Annotated in this window: 17 protein-coding genes; 8 read left to right on the top strand and 9 right to left on the bottom strand. The window is 69.4% G+C overall.

Annotated features, from left to right (window positions below; all coding sequences use genetic code 11):
* Window positions 1–20 precede the first annotated feature (20 nt).
* The gene (locus HOW07_RS15775) at window positions 21–3074 is read right to left on the bottom strand and encodes an FtsK/SpoIIIE domain-containing protein (RefSeq protein WP_175117789.1); all 3054 of its coding nucleotides are present in this window, start codon (window positions 3072–3074) and stop codon (window positions 21–23) included.
* A gap of 91 nt (window positions 3075–3165) precedes the next feature.
* Entirely contained in the window at window positions 3166–3972 is an 807-nt protein-coding gene (locus HOW07_RS15770; protein WP_071262360.1) for a PP2C family serine/threonine-protein phosphatase, read from the bottom strand.
* 193 nt (window positions 3973–4165) lie between these two features.
* On the opposite strand from HOW07_RS15770, the gene HOW07_RS15765 reads away from it, so the two are divergent.
* From HOW07_RS15765 to HOW07_RS15755, 3 genes are all read left to right on the top strand, one after another.
* Window positions 4166–4648, top strand: a complete 483-nt coding sequence (locus tag HOW07_RS15765; protein ID WP_064295326.1) for an Lrp/AsnC family transcriptional regulator — start codon at window positions 4166–4168, stop codon at window positions 4646–4648.
* Between the two features lie 76 nt (window positions 4649–4724).
* Complete coding sequence (locus tag HOW07_RS15760) at window positions 4725–6461, top strand: cell wall metabolism sensor histidine kinase WalK (RefSeq protein ID WP_121291802.1); 1737 nt, start codon at window positions 4725–4727, stop codon at window positions 6459–6461.
* Window positions 6458–7630, top strand: coding sequence for a diguanylate cyclase domain-containing protein (locus HOW07_RS15755; RefSeq protein ID WP_064295324.1), 1173 nt, complete (start codon window positions 6458–6460; stop codon window positions 7628–7630). Before HOW07_RS15760 ends, HOW07_RS15755 begins: the two co-directional genes overlap by 4 nt.
* 19 nt (window positions 7631–7649) lie before the next feature.
* Here the strand turns inward: HOW07_RS15755 and HOW07_RS15750 are convergent, their stop codons facing one another.
* A complete protein-coding gene (locus HOW07_RS15750; protein WP_254628423.1) occupies window positions 7650–8288 on the bottom strand; it encodes a hypothetical protein in 639 nt (212 codons plus the stop codon).
* Between the two features lie 199 nt (window positions 8289–8487).
* Between HOW07_RS15750 and HOW07_RS15745 the strand changes: the two genes are divergently transcribed.
* Window positions 8488–9984 (top strand): glycosyltransferase family 2 protein, encoded by a 1497-nt coding sequence (locus HOW07_RS15745; protein WP_175117788.1) that lies wholly within the window; start codon window positions 8488–8490, stop codon window positions 9982–9984.
* Window positions 9981–10358, top strand: a complete 378-nt coding sequence (locus HOW07_RS15740; RefSeq protein WP_079002750.1) for a hypothetical protein — start codon at window positions 9981–9983, stop codon at window positions 10356–10358. Before HOW07_RS15745 ends, HOW07_RS15740 begins: the two co-directional genes overlap by 4 nt.
* A 64-nt stretch (window positions 10359–10422) precedes the next feature.
* On the opposite strand, the gene HOW07_RS15735 is transcribed toward HOW07_RS15740, so the two are convergent.
* Together HOW07_RS15735 and HOW07_RS15730 are read right to left on the bottom strand one after the other, a co-directional pair.
* Window positions 10423–11376 carry a response regulator transcription factor gene (locus HOW07_RS15735; RefSeq protein WP_350310101.1) on the bottom strand — a complete coding sequence of 318 codons (954 nt, stop codon included), beginning with the start codon at window positions 11374–11376 and terminating at the stop codon, window positions 10423–10425.
* 55 nt (window positions 11377–11431) lie between these two features.
* The gene (locus HOW07_RS15730) at window positions 11432–12493 is read right to left on the bottom strand and encodes a glycoside hydrolase family 6 protein (RefSeq protein WP_158596602.1); all 1062 of its coding nucleotides are present in this window, start codon (window positions 12491–12493) and stop codon (window positions 11432–11434) included.
* Between the two features lie 265 nt (window positions 12494–12758).
* Between HOW07_RS15730 and HOW07_RS15725 the strand changes: the two genes are divergently transcribed.
* The gene (locus HOW07_RS15725; RefSeq protein ID WP_371743698.1) at window positions 12759–14525 is read left to right on the top strand and encodes a BCCT family transporter; all 1767 of its coding nucleotides are present in this window, start codon (window positions 12759–12761) and stop codon (window positions 14523–14525) included.
* A 9-nt stretch (window positions 14526–14534) separates the two neighbouring features.
* Here the strand turns inward: HOW07_RS15725 and HOW07_RS15720 are convergent, their stop codons facing one another.
* Window positions 14535–15503: an aldo/keto reductase gene (locus HOW07_RS15720; RefSeq protein WP_175117787.1), complete on the bottom strand. Its 969-nt coding sequence runs from the start codon at window positions 15501–15503 to the stop codon at window positions 14535–14537.
* Between the two features lie 108 nt (window positions 15504–15611).
* Between HOW07_RS15720 and HOW07_RS15715 the strand changes: the two genes are divergently transcribed.
* Together HOW07_RS15715 and HOW07_RS15710 are read left to right on the top strand one after the other, a co-directional pair.
* Window positions 15612–16160: a methylated-DNA--[protein]-cysteine S-methyltransferase gene (locus HOW07_RS15715; RefSeq protein ID WP_254628421.1), complete on the top strand. Its 549-nt coding sequence runs from the start codon at window positions 15612–15614 to the stop codon at window positions 16158–16160.
* Window positions 16157–16744, top strand: coding sequence for a DNA-3-methyladenine glycosylase I (locus HOW07_RS15710; RefSeq protein WP_121291808.1), 588 nt, complete (start codon window positions 16157–16159; stop codon window positions 16742–16744). The genes HOW07_RS15715 and HOW07_RS15710 overlap by 4 nt, the downstream gene beginning before the upstream one ends.
* A gap of 10 nt (window positions 16745–16754) precedes the next feature.
* Here the strand turns inward: HOW07_RS15710 and HOW07_RS15705 are convergent, their stop codons facing one another.
* Genes HOW07_RS15705 through atpD form a run of 3 tightly spaced genes read right to left on the bottom strand, consistent with a single transcriptional unit; the run spans window position 16755 to window position 19265 of the window.
* Entirely contained in the window at window positions 16755–17516 is a 762-nt protein-coding gene (locus HOW07_RS15705) for a peroxide stress protein YaaA (RefSeq protein ID WP_175117786.1), read from the bottom strand.
* A 4-nt stretch (window positions 17517–17520) separates the two neighbouring features.
* Entirely contained in the window at window positions 17521–17796 is a 276-nt protein-coding gene (locus HOW07_RS15700; protein WP_064295316.1) for a F0F1 ATP synthase subunit epsilon, read from the bottom strand.
* 2 nt (window positions 17797–17798) lie between these two features.
* Entirely contained in the window at window positions 17799–19265 is a 1467-nt protein-coding gene (gene atpD, locus HOW07_RS15695) for a F0F1 ATP synthase subunit beta (RefSeq protein ID WP_064295315.1), read from the bottom strand.
* Between the last annotated feature and the right edge of the window lie 5 nt (window positions 19266–19270).

Genomic DNA, 19270 nt, shown 5'->3' with positions numbered 1-19270 from the left:
ACAGCCTCAGTGCCTTCGGGTCAGGAACCGAGCAGGTCCACACGCATCGCCTCCTGTCCGGCTCGCCACCACCAGGCACGGCCGCTCGCGTAGCCGAGGAGCGGTGGGAGTTCACGGCTCCTGGTCACCTGTCGGAAGTCGGCGGCGGAGCAGCCGTGGACCACCAGGTCGGCACCGGCGGTGCTCGGCGGAAGGTCTCGCCCGACGACCAACCGGCCCGACAGCCACGTCTCGGGGTCGACGAGGACGACGATCGCGGCGTCGTCCTCCAGGACGTCGCTCTCGATGCCCGCGACGCCCGCGAGCGGTGCGGACGGGAACAGGTGCGCCGCCGGTTCGATGAGCCGCACGCGTTGCTCCGTACCGGTCGAGCGCTGCAGCATCGCCCGGACCGCTCCGGTCGCACGCGTGACGATGACGGTCGCGCGTGCCGGGCTCGGCCGCCAGCGGTGGACCCCGGGCGCCGAGGACGGAGACGCCGGAGACGGTGGAGCGAGCGCGATCTGCACCTCCGAGTCGTGCCAGTGCGCGCGGCCGGCGGGTCGGCGTGGATCGAAGCAGGAGGCGGGTGCCCCGGCGACGAGATGATCCTGCCGATCGGCGAGGCGGAGGACGAGCGTGCTGCTCAGCTGAGCCGAGAACCGGTGGACCACACCGCCGAGCCGGGAGGCGGCGAGGACGACGCTGATCCCGCGGCGGCCGCCGTCTCGAAGCAGGCCCAGCAGTGCGTCGCGGAGGGCGGCGGCGTGCTCGTCCCCGGCGGTGGCGAGGAGCGACTCCACGTCGTCGACGAGGAGGAGGGTGCGCTCGGTCGGGCGGAGCGGATCCGACAGCGCCATGACGGTGTCCCAGGCCTGCTCGGCATCCTGGCCGACGCGCTCCACGCGGAAGCGATCGCGCGCGCCGACCTCGAGCGTGTCCAGCAGGGTCGTTCGACCGGAACGTCCGGTGCCGAGCACCAGCAGCGAGCCGTCGTGCTCCGGACACCACACCGCGGGGCGTTGCGCCTGCTCCTCGGGGAGGTCCGCGAGGCCGAACACGATGCCCTCCCCGGGAGGACAGTCGACACCGGTGCTCTCCGACCCTCCGGCACGTCCCGCCTCGATCGCCGAGACGGCACCCAAGGCCAGGCGTGCCGGCAGGGGGTCGAGCCATGGTCGCCGAGGTGCAGGCGCCTCGCGCCACCGCTCACGCACCGCGAGGACGTCGTCGGACGACGTGACCGCGGATTGGAACACGAGTCGTCGGTCGCCGTTCCAGACGATGCAGCGGCCCGGTGTTCCGGCCGGGATCGCAGCTGCATCGGGCACACCGAGGATCGCGGCGCTGTCGGGGCGCGAGGTGACCCGGAGCGAGAGACGGAGCGTGCAGTTCGCGAGGATGGCATCGGCGGCGACCGCCGCCGGACGCTGACTGCAGAGGATCAGGTGCAGGCCGAGCGATCTCCCGCGGGCCGCGAGGTCTGCGAACACCTGATGGAGGTGCGGGCTGGCGTCGAGCAGCGCCTGGAACTCGTCGACGACGACGACGAGCCGTGCCGGGCGATGCTCCGGCAGAAGCACGGGGTCGAGCAGGTGCCGCGCCCCGTGTCCGGCGAGCACACGCTCGCGGTGGCGGAGCTCGGCACGCAGACTCGACACGACCCGGTCCGCCGCTCCCGGTTCGAGGTCGGTCACCATCCCGACCACGTGTGGCAGGGCTTCCACCGCTTGGAAGGAGGCGCCGCCCTTGCAGTCGACGAGGAGCAGGGAGAGCTCCTGCGGCGAGCACTGCGCGGCGAGAGCCGTGATCCAGGTGATGAGCAGCTCGCTCTTCCCGCTCCCGGTCGTGCCGCCGACCAGCGCATGGGGCCCGTCCGCCCCGAGGTCCAGCAGCTGCACGCCCTCGACGCCGGTGCCGACGGCGACCCGGAGCGCATCCGGCCGCCAGTCGGATCCCGCCGGCGGGCGACGGCCCCGCACCGGATGCACCTGCGCGAAGGCGACGTCGGTCGGCAGACTCGAGAGGGCCGGGGACTCCCCCGTCGTGAGTGCGGCTGCGGTGAGCGCCCCGACGACGTGCTCCGCCTCGGCTTCCGCGAGCAGGGTCGGCGACACCGACACGGACGAAGAGGCGCCGGTCCCGTCGGCGAGGACGGTCTGCCCGTCGGAGCCGAGCACGAGCAGGTGTCGGCAGCGGGTGGGGATGAGCTCGACGGTGTCGGACAGGGCGACGAGCACACCGCCGGTCGGTGGGCGTCCTCCCGAGCGCCCCGCGGCGGCCCCGACCGCTTCCCAACGCTCGACGACCGAGACGAGGGTCGTCGGGTCCGCCGCACCCCCGTCGCGCACCGGCTCCACCGGGTCCGAGACCGCGCGGTGCGGGAGGTCCTCCAGGAACGCCCAGGTGCGGTCGTCGGGAGCCGCGGGGTCCCCGGAGAACTGCGCTGCCTGCGGCGGAAACTGTCGGGCGAGCTGCAGGAGGATGCTGCGGGCCACCGCGCGCGCGAACACCTTGCCACCGACGATGCCGATCCCCTCGACCGCGTCGACCACGACCGGCGCCTCGGACAGCCGTGCCGCCCACGCCCACCGGTCGTCGTCGGCCCCGGCATCCACCCGGACGGCACTCTTCGTCTCCCCTCGCCCGATGCAGACGAGCGTGCGGCGGGCCTCCGGCACCCGCCACCTGGCGCGATCAGGTCCGTCGAGGACGTCGAGGAGCCGACCGGCAGGGTGGAGTGCTCGCAGTTCCTCGCGTTCCTCGGCATGCGCTCGCGCGACGTCCTGTTCCAGCTCCTGCGTCGCAGCGTCGTACGCCGCACGCGCCCGTCGTCCGCGCCGCCGTCTGGTCCAGCGTGCGTCGATGTAGCCGGCGACGGCGATGAGGGGCCCGAGCGCGGCGAAGACGAGGGTCACGGGTGAGCCGGTGATCGCGAACAGGGCGACCGACCCGACGACCGGGGCGAGACTTGCGAGGATCGGGAGCGACCCGGTGGGCGGCTCTGCCGGCGGGCTGGGGGCACGGAGGCGGGCCGACGTCGTCGCGGGCCGGTGCGAGTTGGTCGCGGAGGGCGTCACGTCCGAAGGGCTCATGGCTCCAGTGGAGCACCCAGCGGCCCTGACCGGCTGACGGGACGGTCCGACCGGGCGCGAAGCCCGCGCGAGCAGCGGCTGTGGAGCGGGCTCAGGAGGCGGGCTGCTCGACGCTCTCGTCCACGGCCTCGTCGACCGCCGCGATATCGAGCACGATGACCGAGACGTTGTCGCGTCCGCCGTTGTCGAGGGCGGCACGTAGGAGGAGTTCGGCCGCGTCGACCGGCGTGGCCCCCTCCGTCAGGAAGTACCAGATCCCGTGATCGGTGAGTTCCTTCGTGAGCCCGTCCGAGCAGACGAGCCATCGGGCACCGGTCTCGATCGGGAAGAGCTCGACGTCAGGTACGGGGTCGTCCGACGGACCGACGGCCCGGGTGATCATGTTGCTGTTCGGGTGGAACTCCGCCTCCTCCGGGCTGATCGCCCCTGCGCGGATCAGCTCCTGGACGATCGAGTGGTCCTCGGTGACCTGGACCAGCTCGCCCTCCTGCAGGCGGTACACCCGGGAGTCGCCGATGTTGAACACCGCGACGCGACCCTCGCCCTCGTCCGCCGTCAACACGACACCGGTGACGGTCGTACCCATGCCGAGTTCGCCCTCCTCCGCGGTGTCGATCATGTCCGCGACGGCCATGCGCAGCGCGTCGACGAGGCCGTCGACGGTGAGGATCTCGGCTCCCTCGGTGGCCTTGGTCAGGCGGTGCGCGACCGCCGCACTCGCGACCTCGCCGGCGGAGTGCCCACCCATGCCGTCGGCCACGGCGAACACGGGAGGGAGCGCCACGAAGGCGTCCTCGTTCAATTCGCGCCGCTTGCCGACATCGGTCATGCCGGCCCACGCGAGTGAGACTCGACGCCCGCCGGGCAGCGTGACGGTCCGTTGCCCGTGCTCGGTCACGTCTGCTCCTCTAATACGGCTGGCGGTGGCTGATGCACCCTCGACGATAGTACGGTACCGGCCGACCGCAGGACCGCCCCACCCGGCTCGGCGGATTCCGTCCGGAGATCGGCGACGACGGATCCGGACGCCGGGATCGGTCGGCCCTGCGGATCCGCTTGCCGCGACCCGTCTGCGCTGTCATGATCGACGCATGACACGAGCGAGCTCCGATGCACCGGCGAAGGCGGCGCCGCCCGACGACACGTCGAAGGCGATCATCGAGCAGCTCCAGACCGACGGACGTCGCTCCTACGCCGAGATCGGGAAGGCCGTCGGGCTCAGTGAGGCCGCCGTACGGCAACGGGTGCAGAAACTCACGGAGTCCGGCGTCATCCAGATCGTCGCGGTGACCGACCCGATGCAGCTGGGCTTCACCCGGCAGGCGATGATCGGTGTCCGTGTGACCGGTGATACGCGAGTGGTCGCGGACCGCCTGTCCGCGTTGTCCGCCGTCGACTACGTCGTCCTGACCGCCGGCTCCTTCGATCTGCTGGTCGAAGTGGTCTGCGAGGACGACGAGGAACTGATCGCGCTGCTCAACGACGAGATCCGCACCGTCGACGGCGTCTCCGGAACCGAGACCTTCGTCTATCTGCGCCTGCACAAGCAGCTCTACGATTGGGGCACCCGCTAGGGGGATTCTCCCGCGCCAGCACAAGCCGTCCTTCGTATCACGCTCCGCCACCCCCCGACAGAGGTACGCTCGACCCATGCCCGCGAAGCCGACCGGAGAACGGACTCCCCCGTCCGGCCCGTCGACGTCGGGTGACACCGCCTCGGCACCGGGTCGCTCGGACACCGGCCCCACGAGAACGGGCCCGCACGCGGTCGAGGTCCCCCGACGCGTCGGCCGGATGACCGGCTACAGTGCCTTCCCACAGCTGCTCTTCGGCCTCGCGGTCGTCGCGATCCTGTTCGCCACGCTCCTGTTCCAAGGCGTCGACGAGAACTCGGTCCTGTTCTACGTCGGCGTGATCCTGGCGTTCATCGCCACGGCACTCGCACCGATCGTGCCCTGGCACCAGGCACCGCGCCTGCTCATCGTGCTTCCTATCCTCGACATCATCGCCATCGCACTCATCCGGCAGGGCGAGCCACTGATCGGTGCGGGCCTCCTCTGGGTCTTCCCGACCATCTGGATGGCGACGGCCTTCGGCCTCGCCGGCGCCGTCACCGCCATCGTGCTCGTGTGCACGTCGAGCTGGTCCACCCTGGCGATGACACCGGGGCAGATCACGATCGCCAACCTGCCGGCGCTCGTCATCCTGCCGACGGTCCTCGCGTTCGTCGCCGTCTCCACCGCGATGACGGCGAAGCGGACGGAGGCGCAGCGCGTGCTGCTGAACAAGCAGGCCGGCCAGCTCGAGACCGCCCTGGGTCGCGCGCAAGACCAGGAGAGCCGCCTCGCGGAGATCCTGAACGCCGTGAACTTCGGCGTCGTCCGCTTCGACCGCATCGGAGCCAGAGCGATGGTGAACCGGTTCCAGACGCGGCTGCAGGACGAGGTCGGCGAGCTGTCCGACGTCAATCCTGCACTCCCGGTGTGGGCCGAGGACGGACTGACCCTCCTCCAGCCGCAGGACAAGCCGTACATCCGCGCACGTCGTGGTGAGGAGTTCGAGAACCTCACGGTGTGGCTCGGCGCCCCCGGCACCGAGCGGATCGCCCTCGCCCTCACCTCCCGCCGCCTCTACGACCACGAAGGCGGATACGACGGCACGGTGCTCGTCTCGCGCAACGTCACGAGCGAGATCAATGCGATCCGCGCCAGGGACGACCTGGTCGCCTCCGTCTCGCACGAACTCCGGACGCCGCTGACGTCCATCCTCGGCTACCTCGACCTCGCCCTCGACGACCCCGGGCTCCCCCCGCGGGTCGCGAAGCAGCTCACGATCGCCCAGACGAACGGCGATCGACTCCTCGAACTCATCGCGGACATCCTCGCCGCCTCGCGCGACGTGAACCGGACCATGGTGCTCGAACGCTCCGAGTGCGAGCTCCGGGAGATCGTCGACCGGTCGGTCGAGTCGTTGGCGCACCTGGCCGCAGAACGGAGCATCAGCATCGTGCGCCACGACGAGGAGACCGTGCCGCTCTTCGCCGACCCGTTCCGCCTCCGGCAGGTCGTCGACAATCTGCTCTCGAACGGCATCAAGTACAACCGCGACGGCGGGGAGCTGAGCGTCGGCGTCACCGCGGAGGGCGACACCGCCTGGGTCATCGTGCGCGACACCGGCATCGGCATCTCCGAGGAGGATCAGCCGAAGCTCTTCGAGCGGTTCTTCCGCTCCGACCTCGTCCGCAACTCCACGGTGCACGGCAGCGGTCTCGGCCTCGCGATCAGTCGGGACATCGTCCGCTTGCACGGCGGCGACCTCACCGTCCACAGCGTGCTCGGTGAGGGCACGACCGCGGTCGTCCGTATTCCGAGAGGCGGCACCGAATGACCTTCGACAGCGAGACCGTCGCGGTGATCAACGCGCTCGTGATCTTCGTCTGCGGCGCCACGTTCATCGTCAACACCTTCATGCGGAAGGACGACGCGAGCGGGCGGGTGTGGTCCGTGTCCTACATGGCCGGGATGTTCACCAGCTTCTCCTACGTCGTCAGCGCGCTCAGCCAGGAGGCCTGGTGGGCGACCGCCGCCGGGAACGGTGGCTACGTGCTGAGCATCGCCGCCCTGTGGTCCGGCGCACGGCTCTTCAACGGCAAATCGAGTCTGCTCTGGGTCTCGCTCGTCGGAACGGCGGTCACGATCGTCGCCGCGCTCGCTGCCGGGCCCTCGGGAGGCCCCTGGGCGGGCGCGCCTGCGACGTTCCTGTGCATCGCCCTGTTCGCGGGCCTCGGCACCGCGGAGACGCTCGTCGGCGCGATGCGGGACAACCCGACCACCCGTGGCTTCACCATCGTGCTCGGCATCGCGTCCCTGTTCTTCGCAGCCCGGCTGATCACACTCCTCGTGGAGGGGCCGGACGGTGCGTTGTTCACGACGCTCTTCGGGACCGTGGCCGCCTCGCTGCTGCTGATCGCGCTCCTGATCGTCGCGACCGTGGTGCTCTCCGTACTGCGTGCGGAGCGGGCCGCGCCGGCGAGCCGACGGCACGGGAGCATCGTCGCGTACACGGGTGACGACGTCCTCCTCCAGGAGTCCTTCGTCCGCATCGTCGAGGACTGGCTGGAGCGGGCCAACTTCCACGACGAGCAGCTCGCGATCCTCCACGTCCGACTCGACGACCTCGATGAGATGACGACGGCGTTCGGAGCGGCGTTCAGCAGTGAGGTCGCCGAGGGGTTCATCTCCTCGGTCCGTCGATACGGTCCGACGCTCTCCGACATCGGCGAGGACGGCGCCGGGTGTCTCCTGATCGCGACCCCCGCGGTGGATGCCGACGTCGCGCTCCAGGCGGCCAAGAGCATCCAGGACGGTCTGCTCGACCACCCCGTCGAGACCACACCGCGCCTGCGCCCGACGGCGAGCATCGGGATCGCGTTGACCGACTACCTCGGATACGACGTCGCCGTCCTCACGCGCGCCGCCGGCGACGCCAGCCTGCGTGCCGCGGCAGCCGGCGGGAACCGCACGGTCCTCGCCTCATCGTCGCCGACGGGCCGCTGACGGCTCCGCGGGACTTCGGTCAGGCGCGCGGGGCGATCGCGATCGTGAGGGTGTCCACCGCAGTCTGCTTCGCATACTCGGCGGACGTCGGCGTCGCCTGCACCAGCAGCTCGTAGGTGATCGTCAAGGTGACGCCGGTCGCCGCGCTGTCCACCTCGGGCAGGACGAACGTCTGGCTGTAGCTGTACGGCGCCTTGATGAGATATCCCGGCGCCACCGTCGACTGGTCGGTGAACGGCGCAGGCGACTCCAGCTGCCCCTTCGGCCCGTGGACCGTCGTGGTCAGCGTCACACGCGACAGGTAGAGCGCCTGGAGGTCGTCGGGGTTGAGCACGCCGCTGAGCGAGAAGCTCACGGGCTTGTTGACGTCGGCGGTCCACGCGTCCATCGACAGGGTGGACCAGTAGTCGACCGTGAGGGTCGCCGCTCCGGCGGTCAGCGTGTGCTTGGCGCTGCCGCTCGCGAGCTCGTTCGTGATGGCGCTGACCGTGGGCCTCGGCGTCTTCGAGGCGCTCGGCGAGGTCGTGGGCTGCGCACCCGGTTCCTCCCAGGGCGGCGTACCGCACGCGCTCAGACCGAGGGCGAGCACGGCGGCGGTCGCAGCCTGGAGCACGTGCTGCACGCGCCGGTTCCGGGCCGGGCTGGGGTGGATCGACATGAGACTCCTGACGGGTTTCGGAGGGATGATCGAGTGGTCCTCGCGGGTCCGCATGACCCACGAACTGGGGCCAGGGCGAATCTTGAGGAAATCCTGAGGCGACGCTATCGCATTCACGCGCGAAAGCCGCGCCGAACGCGGCAGAGTTGCAACTGCAGCGCGACCCGCTGCACTCGACCCTCTCGGAACAGGACCCCTGATGTCAGATCTCGAAGCGCGACCGGACAACGCTCGGCCCAACGTCCAGCAGCCTGACCCTCGGTACATTCAGACGCAGCCGCTTCTCGCACCCGAACTTGAAGCGTATGCCAACGAGTTCATCGACTCGGTCAACTCGCTCCCCGAGTACCGCGCGACCATCGGGTGCATCATCCCCGCCTACAACGAGGAGGAGTCGCTGCCGGCCGTGCTCGCGTCCCTCCTCGAGCAGACGCGGATGCCCGATGTGATCCACGTGGTCATCAACAACACCACGGACCGGTCGGTCGACGTCGCCGCGCCCTACGCCGGCCCGCACTCCCGCGTCGACGAGGACGGCTACGAGCAGTTCACCGAGGTGTTCATCCACGACATCGGGAAGAACCCCGACAAGAAGGTGGGCGCGCTCAACTACGGCTTCACGCTCGTCGAGGGCTACGACTACCTGCTCGGCGTCGACGGTGACACGGTCGCCGACCCGACCGCGATCGAGTCGCTCGAAGCCGAGATCGTCTCGGACAGTCGCATCGGCGGCATCTCCGCGATCTTCTCGATCGACGACGAGCCGTTCAAGAAGCAGATCGTCCCGGCGTTCCTCATCGCCGGCCAGCGCACGCAGTTCGCCGCGTTCAACATGCAGAACATGCTCCGGGGCCGCAACATGGCCGTGCTCGGCGGACAGTACTCGATCTTCTCCGTCCAGGCGCTGCGCGACGCCATGGAGCAGAACCACCAGTCCACCCCGTGGGTCAAGGACTCCGAGGTGGAGGACTCGCTCCTGTCGCTGCAGATCAAGAGCGCGGGCTACCTCACGAAGATCAGCGCCCGCGCCCGTGCCGACGTCGGTGGCATGACCACCGTCCGCTCGCTCGACGCCCAGCAGGTCAAGTGGAACTACGGCGCGATCGAGCTCATGTGGCCCGGCCAGCGCGGCGACACCAAGGGACAGCCGTTCCACCCGAACCTCCGACTGCGGTGGCTCGAGAACGCGGAGATGCTCCTCAACATGGTCACGCGCATCCTCTTCGTCGTGCTGCTCGCCGGCTCGCTGTCGATCCACGCCTTCGTGTTCAGCCCGGTGTGGCTCATCCCACCGCTGATCGCGATCCTCCTCAACCTGCGTATCGCGCTCTCGATGAAGAAGCGGAACGTGCGCGACATCCTCTTCGCGGTCCTCGTCTTCCCGGCCGAGTTCTACATGTGGATCCGCATGGGGCACTTCATCCGAGCCTGGTCGAAGTTCGCGTCGAACAAGAAGGTCGACAACTGGGCCGAGCAGGCGAAGGCCGAGCGAGGCTCGGGCAACGCGCACCTCGCGCCGCTCCTGTTCGTCCTCGCCGCCATCATCGCCATCGTCGCCGCCTGGACCCAGCTCTCCCCCGTCGTCCAGTCCACGATCCTCTGGGCGGGCTGGCCGGTCCTCGGCGTCATCACCGTGCTCCAGACGCTCAGCATGTTCGGCAAGCTCATCCGTCGTCAGCGCGGCTACCGGGTGTGACCTCCCCCGACCCGGGCACGGTCGACGCCGACGAACTGCGCAGGTTGCTCCGAGAACTCTCGGGCGACCTGCGCAGTCGTCGTCGCTTCGTCCAGACCTACGTCGAGATGTGGCCCGTCCGTCTGGCGCGTCTGCGAGCGGCTCTCGACGCCGACGACGCCGACGAGGCCAAGGTCGTGCTCCTGAGCATCCGCTCCTCCAGCGTCATGCTCGGCGTGATCGGGGTGTCCGGACTCGCGAGTGCCGGGCTCCGGGCGATCGAGCTGGGGCAGTTCGAACGCGCGCGCGAGATCCACGGCGCCCTCGACGAGGTCGGCCGTCGGAGCTGCGACCGGCTGCTCGAACTCGACGCGGCGGACGCGGCGGAATCCTGAGCTCCGGCCACCCGGCGTCGTTCGTCGCCGGTGAGCCTGCGTCGCGGTCGGGACCGCGGCGTTCTCAGTCGTCGGAGGTCATGCGGTAGCCGACGCCGCGCACCGTCTCGATGAACCGCGGCGCGACCGTGCTGTCCGCGAGCTTCCGTCGCAGGTTGGCGAGATGCACCTCGATCGCACGCTTGTCGGCTTCGCTGACGTAGTAGGCCGTGATGTAACTCTCGCCACGGAGCATGAGCGCGAGATCAGCCTTGCTGCGCACCCGACGACGGGACTCCATGAGTGCCTGCAACAGGTCGAACTCGCTCCGGGTGAGGTCCACTTCGGTGCCGTCGACCTCGACGATGCGGGTCGCCGAGCTGAGCTTCAGACCGCGGTGGACGAGCCACCCCTCGCCGTCGTCAGGCGCCGCGGCGGCCGGTTGCATGATGATCGGGACGACCGACTGACCGACGGGCGCGACATGACGCGCGACGTTCTCGTGCACGATCGTGGGGTCGGGCGACGACATCTGCTGCTGCAGCGGCGGCGTGGCGACCTGGGCCGGCGCGGCCGGAGCGGCTGCAGCCGGCGCCACCGCGGTCGGAGCCGGTTGTGCCGGTGCCACAGCGGCGACGGCCGGAGCATCCCCGTTCGCGCGAGGCCGACGGAGCATCGCCTCGATGCGGGCACGGAGCTCGCGCGGACGGAACGGCTTCGTCATGTAGTCGTCGGCGCCGGAGTCGAGGCCCTGCAGGGTGTCGATCTCGTCGCCGCGCGCGGTGAGCATGACGATGTAGGTGGAGCTGATGGCGCGGATGCGCTTGGCAGCCTCGAACCCGTCGATACCCGGCATGCTGACGTCGAGGGTCGTGACGAGGGGGTTGTGCGTCCGGACCGCCTCCACTCCGTCGAGACCGTTCGCTGCGGACACCGTCTCGAAGCCGGCCTGCTCCAGGACGGTCTCGAGCAGTTGGCGGATGTCCGCGTCGTCTTCGATGACGACCGCGGTACGACGTTCGCTCAGCTCTTCGGTCACGATGCCCCTACCCGTTCCACCCGTCAGCGACGTGCCGGATGTGGCCGGTCCCGACTCACCACGCGCTGAATCCCTTGGCCAGTTGCACGGCCTGCTCCGGCCACCATACCCCAGCAAGGGGGCCACCGTTGCACGCTCCGTCGCTCTCTCCGGGGGCTTTCACCCAGAGGTTCGCGTCGAGGTGTTCGGCCTGCGCGGTGAGGGGCTGTTGTCCCACCGTCCGGCCGGACGGATTGCACCACTCGCCGTTCGAGCCGCTGCCGTTCCGAGAGGTGTCGATCACGTAATGGGCGCCGTCGAGGAGGCCGCTCAGCTCCTCCGCATAGGCGATCTCGTCCTCGGTCGTGTTGTAGTTGGAGACGTTGGTGGCGAAGCCGGTGGCGTCGGCGACACCGGCTTCCCGGAGGAGCTCGGCCATCTCGGCGGGCGGACGCCAGTCGGAATGCCCACCGTCGAGGTAGACGGGGACGGATGCGTCCGCGAACTGCTCGGTCGCGGCTGCCAGTTGCCGCATCCGCGCGGTGCGGTCACCGCAGTCCGGTGCGAGCGCGACGGCATCCGGTTCGAGGATGACGGCGACGCGATGATCCGCGACGGCGGCGACGATCTCGGCGACCCAGTCCTGGTACTCGTCACTCGACAGCCCACCTGCGGACTGGTTGCCGCAATCCCGCTCCGGGATGCCGTAGACCGTGAAGACCGGCATGGAACCGGAGCGCTCGGCGGACCGGACGATCTCGGAGACGGTGTCCCGGACGGTTCCCATCGGGTAGCGCTCCGGCACGAGCCAGATCGCGGTCGGCTCCGCCGCGAGCCGCTCCGCCGCTGCGAGCTGTTGGGCGACATCGGTCGGGTCGCCGTTCGAACCACCGCTCGTCCCGGCCGTGGCGGACGTCGTCGGTTCCTCGGTCGCGGCCGCCGGATCGGCCGCGGCGGCGCGAGCGGCCAGCGAGGACGGATCGACGTACAACTGCGCGCCGTCGAACGGGCCGGCGGCGGCGTTCGGAACACGGCTCACGAGCGACACCGCGAGCGCGCCGCCGGCGAGGAGGACGGCGACGACGCCGAGGGCGACGGCCGTGCGGGCACGTCGTCGGTCGCGGGGTGTTCTCGGCACGGATCCTCCTGCATGGTCATCCGCAATTGTGCCCGACATTCCTGCGGTGCGGTGTCGATTCCCGCGAATCCGTGCCCCGAGTGGGGGACGGATTCGCTCAGTGGCCGCATGGACGGCCCCACGACGCGCCGAGCTCCGCGAGCGACCCTCCCACTGGGACTGCACACCAGGGCTCCCACCGCAACGTTGTCCGGATCGCCGCTGCTCCCTACCCTTGGTGATCGGGGCGACGCCGGGTCGCCCGCCCGGCCCGAGGAGCGCACACGTGAGCACGAAGACCATCCCCACCTCCGACGCGGCGGCCGGTGACGCCCCCGCGAAGGTCATCCCCTGGGTGCTCGGGCCCTCCCTCGTGATCATCCTCGGTGTCGCGCTGTTCTCGATCCTGCTCCCGGAACAGGCGGAGTCCGTCTTCAACGCGATCCAGTCCGGCATCATCGGTGGCCTCGGGTGGTACTACGTCCTCCTCGTCGCGGCCTTCGTCATCGTGGCGATCGTCTTCGCCGTGTCGAAGTTCGGCGACATCAAGCTCGGCAAGGACGACGACGAACCGGAGTTCTCACTCCTGTCCTGGTTCTCCATGCTCTTCGCCGCCGGCATGGGCATCGGCCTCGTCTTCTACGGTGTCGGTGAACCGTTGACACACTTCCTCGAGCCGCGTCCCGGCGTCACGGGGTCCGAGCAGTCCCTCGCCCAGCAGGCGATGAGTCAGACCTACCTGCACTGGGGCCTGCACGCTTGGTCGATCTATGCGGTCGTCGGCGTGGCCCTGGCCTACGCCGTGCACCGGAAGGGACGACCGATGTCGATCCGCTGGGCGATCGAACCGCTCCTCGGCAAGCGCGTGCAGGGCGGCTGGGGCAACGCGATCGACACCATCGCCGTCATCGGCACCGTCTTCGGCGTCGCGACCTCACTCGGGCTCGGTGTGCTGCAGATCTCCGCAGGACTCGGCTACACGGGCATCGCCGAGCCGAACATCCTCACCCAGGTCATCCTCATCCTCGTGATCACCGGGGTCACGATCTTCTCCCTCGTGTCCGGTGTGCACAAGGGCATGAAGTGGCTCTCGAACACCAACCTCATCCTCGCCGGGCTCCTCCTGTTCTTCGTCCTGTTCGCCGGCCCGACGCTGTTCCTCCTGCGCGAATGGGTGCAGTCGATGGGCGCCTACCTCCAGAACGTGGTCGGACTCACCTTCAACGTCTCCGCGTACCAGGGTGCTGCGGGCGAGGCCTGGCAGTCCTCGTGGACGACCTTCTACTGGGGATGGTGGATGTCGTGGGCGCCCTTCGTCGGCGTCTTCATCGCCCGCATCTCGAAGGGGCGCACCGTGCGGCAGTTCGTGCTCGGCGTCCTGCTCGTCCCGACCCTCGTCACCTTCCTCTGGTTCGCCGTGCTCGGTGGCACCGCCATCATGCAGTCGCTCGAGGGTCGTGACTTCAGCGGCGCCGACGGCCCGGTGGATCTCAACACCGCCCTGTTCAACATGCTCGCAGGCCTCCCCGGCGGATCGATCGCGACCGTCGGCGCCCTGCTGCTGATCCTCCTGTTCTTCGTGACCTCGGCCGACTCGGGATCGCTCGTGATGGGCATGCTCACCACCGGCGGCACGGAGCCGCGGAACCGGGTCCGGATCGCCTGGGCGCTCGTGACGAGCCTCCTGGCCATCTCGCTGCTCATCGCGGGCGGGCTCGCGTCGATGCAGACGGCGGCCATCATCACGGCGCTGCCGTTCAGCGTCGTGATCATCCTCATGTGCGTCTCCTCGTTCAAGGCCTTCGGCATCGAGGTGCGACGAGAGCAGCGAGCGAAACGTCGCCTGTTCGCCGCAGAGCTCACCGAGAGCGTGTCAGCGGACGTGAGCGGACAGCTGTCCGATCAGGTCTCCGAACAGGTCACGGAGCACTTCGGGACGATGACCGCCCAACTCGACCTCCGGCAGCTCGCCTCCCCGGACGCCCCGGGAACATCGGCCGCGTCCCCGGACCCGCAGCAGCAAGACCCGAAGCAGCGCCGCTCGAAGGACTGACCGGGCGGCTCAACCGACGGGGAAGCGGTCCGAGATCCACACCGCTTCCTCGGCGGTCGGCGACCACGCCGAACCGGCTGCGGCGTTCGCGCGGATCTGCTCCGGAGTGGTCGCGCCGGCGATGACACTCGAGAGCCCGTCCTGGGCGAGCAACCAGCCGAACGTCGCCTCCAGCATGGAGATGCCGCGTTCCTCGCAGAAGGCCTGGTAGGCCTCGATCGCGTCCCAGGGCGCCGAGTCGAGCAGGTGCTTGCGCTGGCGCATGATGCGGCTGTCCGCCGGCCCGCCGTCGCGGGAGAACTTCCCCGTGAACAGGCCGTTGTAGAGCGGGAAGTACGGGAGGAAGCCGACGCCGGCGGCGCGCATGGCCGGGAACAGCTCGCGCTCGGCGCCCCGGACGAGCAGGCTGTACTCGTTCTGGGCCGAGATGAAGGCCGGGTGGCCGGCGGTGCGAGCCGCCCAGTCCGCCTCGGTCAGCTGCCAACCGGCGAAGTTCGAGTGGCCGGCGTAGCGGATCTTCCCCTCGTGGACGAGTTCGTCCAGGGCGGCGATCGTCTCCTCGATGGGCGTGAACGGGTCTGGGGTGTGCAGCTGGTAGAGGTCGATCCAGTCGGTGCCCAGGCGGCGGAGCGAACCCTCGACCGCGAGCCGGATGTAGCGACGGGAGCCCTTGGCACCCCAGTTCGGGATCGGGCTCTCGTAGTCCACATGGCCGAACTTGGTCGCGAGGACGATCTCATCCCGCCGTCCGGCGATCGCCTGCCCGAGGAGTCGTTCGCTTAGCCCGTACTCCCGGCCGTAGATGTCGGCGGTGTCGAAGAGGGTGACCCCGGCATCGATCGCCGCGTCGACGACGGCTCGCGTGCCGTCCAGGCTCTCGGTGACCGTGCCCTCGCGCCCGAAGTTGTTGCAGCCGATGCCGACCGCTGAGACGAGGAGGCCGCTGCGACCGAGCGGGCGATAGCTGAGATCAGACATGCATCCAGGCTAGCCCGAGCGTCCTCCACAGGCACCCGTCGGCCCCCGACGCCGCGGTGAGGCCCACGTGACGCATCGCGCCGATCACGGGCTTCCTACGCTCGGTGCATGACCACACACCTCACCATCACCGATCCCGAACTCCCCTGCTCCGTCATCGCCGACCCGACCACCGAGGGCTTCGTCAGGATGCCGACACCGATGGGGCGGATCGAGCTTCGCTCCGTCGACGACGCGGTCTCAGCCGTGCGCTTCGAGCACCACGGGCGACTCCCACTCGACGGGGTGGACGAACGCCCCACCGCGGTCCTCCTCGACGCCGCGGAGCAGATCGACGAGTACTTCCGCGGACGACGCACCGTGTTCGACCTCCCACTCGTCACGACCGGCACGCCGTTCCAGCAGGCGGTCTGGTCGGCGCTCGGCGAAGTGCCGTTCGGCGACACCATCGGGTACGGCGCCCTTGCGGCCGCGGCCGGTGCCCCGCAGGGCGGCCGGGCGGCCGGCCAGGCGGTTCGGGCGAACACCATCGCGCTCCTCATCCCCTGTCATCGCGTCCTCGGAACCGGGCGGATCGTGACGGGCTATTCTGGCGGAGACGGACCGGCCACCAAACGCTGGCTCCTCGACCACGAAGGGATCCCGTACCGCCGATGAGTCCAGCCTCCCCGACCATCGTCGGCACCGACGGCCTGACCCGCTGCGCATGGGCCGGGACGGACACGGAGTACCAGCGCTATCACGACGAGGAGTGGGGCGTGCCGCTCCACGGACAGCGGCAGGTCTTCGAGAAGATCAGTCTCGAAGGGTTCCAGGCCGGGCTCTCCTGGATCACGATCCTCCGGAAGCGACCGGCTTTCCGGGAACGGTTCCACGGCTTCGACCTCGACGCCGTCGCAGCCATGACGGAGGCTGATGTCGAGAGCCTGCTCGATGACGCCCGGATCATCCGGCACCGCGGGAAGATCAACGCGGTCATCGGCAATGCCCGCACCGCCCTCGAGCTGGGCGACGACCTGGACGAGCTCCTCTGGAGCTTCGCTCCCCCGTCACGGCCGGCCCGGTTCGCCCAGTGGACCGAGGTGCCTGCGGTGACCCCCGAGTCCACCGCGCTCAGCGCCCACCTGCGGAAGCGCGGCTACCGGTTCGTCGGCCCGACGACGATGTACGCCCTCATGCAGTCCGGAGGGCTCGTCGACGACCACCTCGTCGGCTGCTGGCGCTCGGAGAGCGCTCCCTGATCCGAAGGGGTCAGACGACGAGGGCGAGCTCGGTCACCCGACCGTCGTCGGCACGGGCGTGGACGTCGAGCACCCACCCGGTCGCTCGCGCCCAGTCGAGCAACGAGTCGACATCAGGGTGGTCGACGCCGGCCTCCAACAGCGCGCGGGTGAAACGGCCCTTGCCCTGCTTGTTGAAGTGGTTGAGCGCGCGACGGCGGCCATCGTCGCCGACCGTGAGCACGCGCAGGTAGACGGCACCGACGCGGTCCGGCAACGGCCCGAGCGCTGCGTAGCCTTCCGAGCGCAGGTCCAACAGGACACCCGGGACGGCGTTCAACTCGCGGGCGACGGGCCCCGCCCAGTGCCGCTTGAGCACAAACCCCGGGAGCCTGGAGTCGTGGGAGAGCCGATAGGCCGGAATGGGATCGAGCGCGCCGACCGGGCCGAGCAACGCCGAGTGCACGACCAGGTGCTGAGCGGCGAAGCGTCGCGCGTCTGCTGGGAGTGTGGCGGCTTCGAGCGCGTCGTACAGCACCCCCGTGTACCGGTCGATCGCCGGCATCGTCGCTGACGTCGCCGCCACACGGTTGCGCTGGACCTCGCCGAGCTGCTTGGGGCCGAGCTTCAGAGCCTTCACCGTCGCAGCGTCATCGGCGGCGAGCGACACCAGGGCGTCGAGGCAATCGTTCCGGGACGAGGAGAGCCCTGGAAACCGCAGCAGGGCGGTGTCCAGGGCTCGTCCGTCGCCGCCGTCCCGCTTCGTCTCCGAAGGGGGAAGGAGGATCAGCACCGAATCAGGAGCTGGTCACGAGCGTGGCGTTGCCGGCCACGACGGTGACGGTGTTGTTCTCGACCGACAGGAAGCCGTCTTCAGCGTTCGCGACGATCTTCGAGCCGTCTTCGAGCGTGACACGGACCTCACCGGCGGCGAGGATGGCCAGCATCGGCTCGTGGCCGGGCAGGATTCCGATCTCGCCGTCGACGGTCTTCGCGATCAGCTGGCGTGCCGGGCCCGACCACACTTCGTGGTCGGCCGCGACGACGCTCACGGTCAGAGGAGCGGAGGCCATGACTAGCCGTTCTCCTTCTGGATCTGAGCCCACTTCTCTTCGACGTCGGAGATGGCACCGACGTTGAAGAAGGCCTGCTCGGCCACGTGGTCGAACTCACCCTTGGCGATGGCGTCGAACGACTCGATCGTCTCCTTGAGCGGAACGGTCGAACCCTCGACACCGGTGAACTTCTTCGCCATGTAGGTGTTCTGCGAGAGGAACTGCTGGATCCGGCGCGCACGCGACACCGTGATCTTGTCTTCCTCGGAGAGCTCGTCGACACCGAGGATGGCGATGATCTCCTGCAGTTCCTTGTTCTTCTGGAGGATCTGCTTGACCGTGGTGGCGACGCGGTAGTGGTCGGCACCCAGGTAGCGGGGGTCGAGGATCCGGCTCGTCGAGGTCAGCGGGTCGACGGCCGGGTACAGACCCTTCGACGCGATCTCACGGGAGAGCTCGGTCGTCGCATCGAGGTGCGCGAAGGTGGTCGCCGGTGCCGGGTCGGTGTAGTCGTCGGCGGGGACGTAGATCGCCTGCAGCGAGGTGATCGAGTGGCCACGCGTGGAGGTGATGCGCTCCTGGAGGAGACCCATCTCGTCGGCGAGGTTCGGCTGGTAGCCCACGGCGGACGGCATGCGACCGAGCAGGGTCGACACCTCGGAACCGGCCTGGGTGAAGCGGAAGATGTTGTCGATGAAGAGCAGCACGTCCTGCTTCTGGACGTCGCGGAAGTACTCCGCCATCGTCAGCGCGGAGAGGGCGACCCGGAGACGCGTTCCCGGCGGCTCGTCCATCTGACCGAACACGAGGGCCGTCTTCTCGAAGACACCCGCCTCCTCCATCTCGTGGATGAGGTCGTTGCCCTCACGGGTGCGCTCGCCGACACCGGCGAACACCGACACACCACCGTGGTCCTGCGCGACGCGCTGGATCATCTCCTGGATGAGGACGGTCTTGCCGACACCGGCACCACCGAAGAGGCCGATCTTGCCACCGAGGACGTACGGCGTCAGGAGGTCGATGACCTTGATGCCGGTCTCGAACAGCTGCGTCTTCGATTCGAGCTGGTCGAACGACGGCGGCTGGCGGTGGATCGGCCAGCGCTCGGTGATCTCGATCTGCTCGCCGGGCTCGGCGTTGAGCACCTCGCCGATGACGTTGAAGACCTTGCCCTTGGTGACGTCGCCGACGGGCACCGAGATGGGCGAACCCGTGTCGGTGACCTCCTGGCCGCGGACGAGGCCGTCCGTCGGGTTCAGGGCGATGGCGCGCACGAGGTCGTCGCCGAGGTGCTGTGCGACCTCGAGCGTGAGGACCATCGTCTGCTCACCGATCACGACGCTGGTCTTCAGGGCGTTGTAGATGCCCGGGATCGCGTCGTGCGGGAACTCGATGTCGACGACCGGGCCGGTGACGCGGGAGATGCGGCCGACGGCGCCGGCCTTCACCTCTGCAGCGCCCTGCTCGGCAGTTGCGGTGGGAGTCATGTTCT

Source organism: Plantibacter sp. MCCC 1A11337, from assembly GCF_013349365.1.
Taxonomy (GTDB): Bacteria; Actinomycetota; Actinomycetes; order Actinomycetales; family Microbacteriaceae; genus Plantibacter; species Plantibacter flavus_A.
The sequence above is the reverse complement of the archived record's forward strand: the minus strand, read 5'-3'. Positions and strand labels throughout refer to the sequence as shown.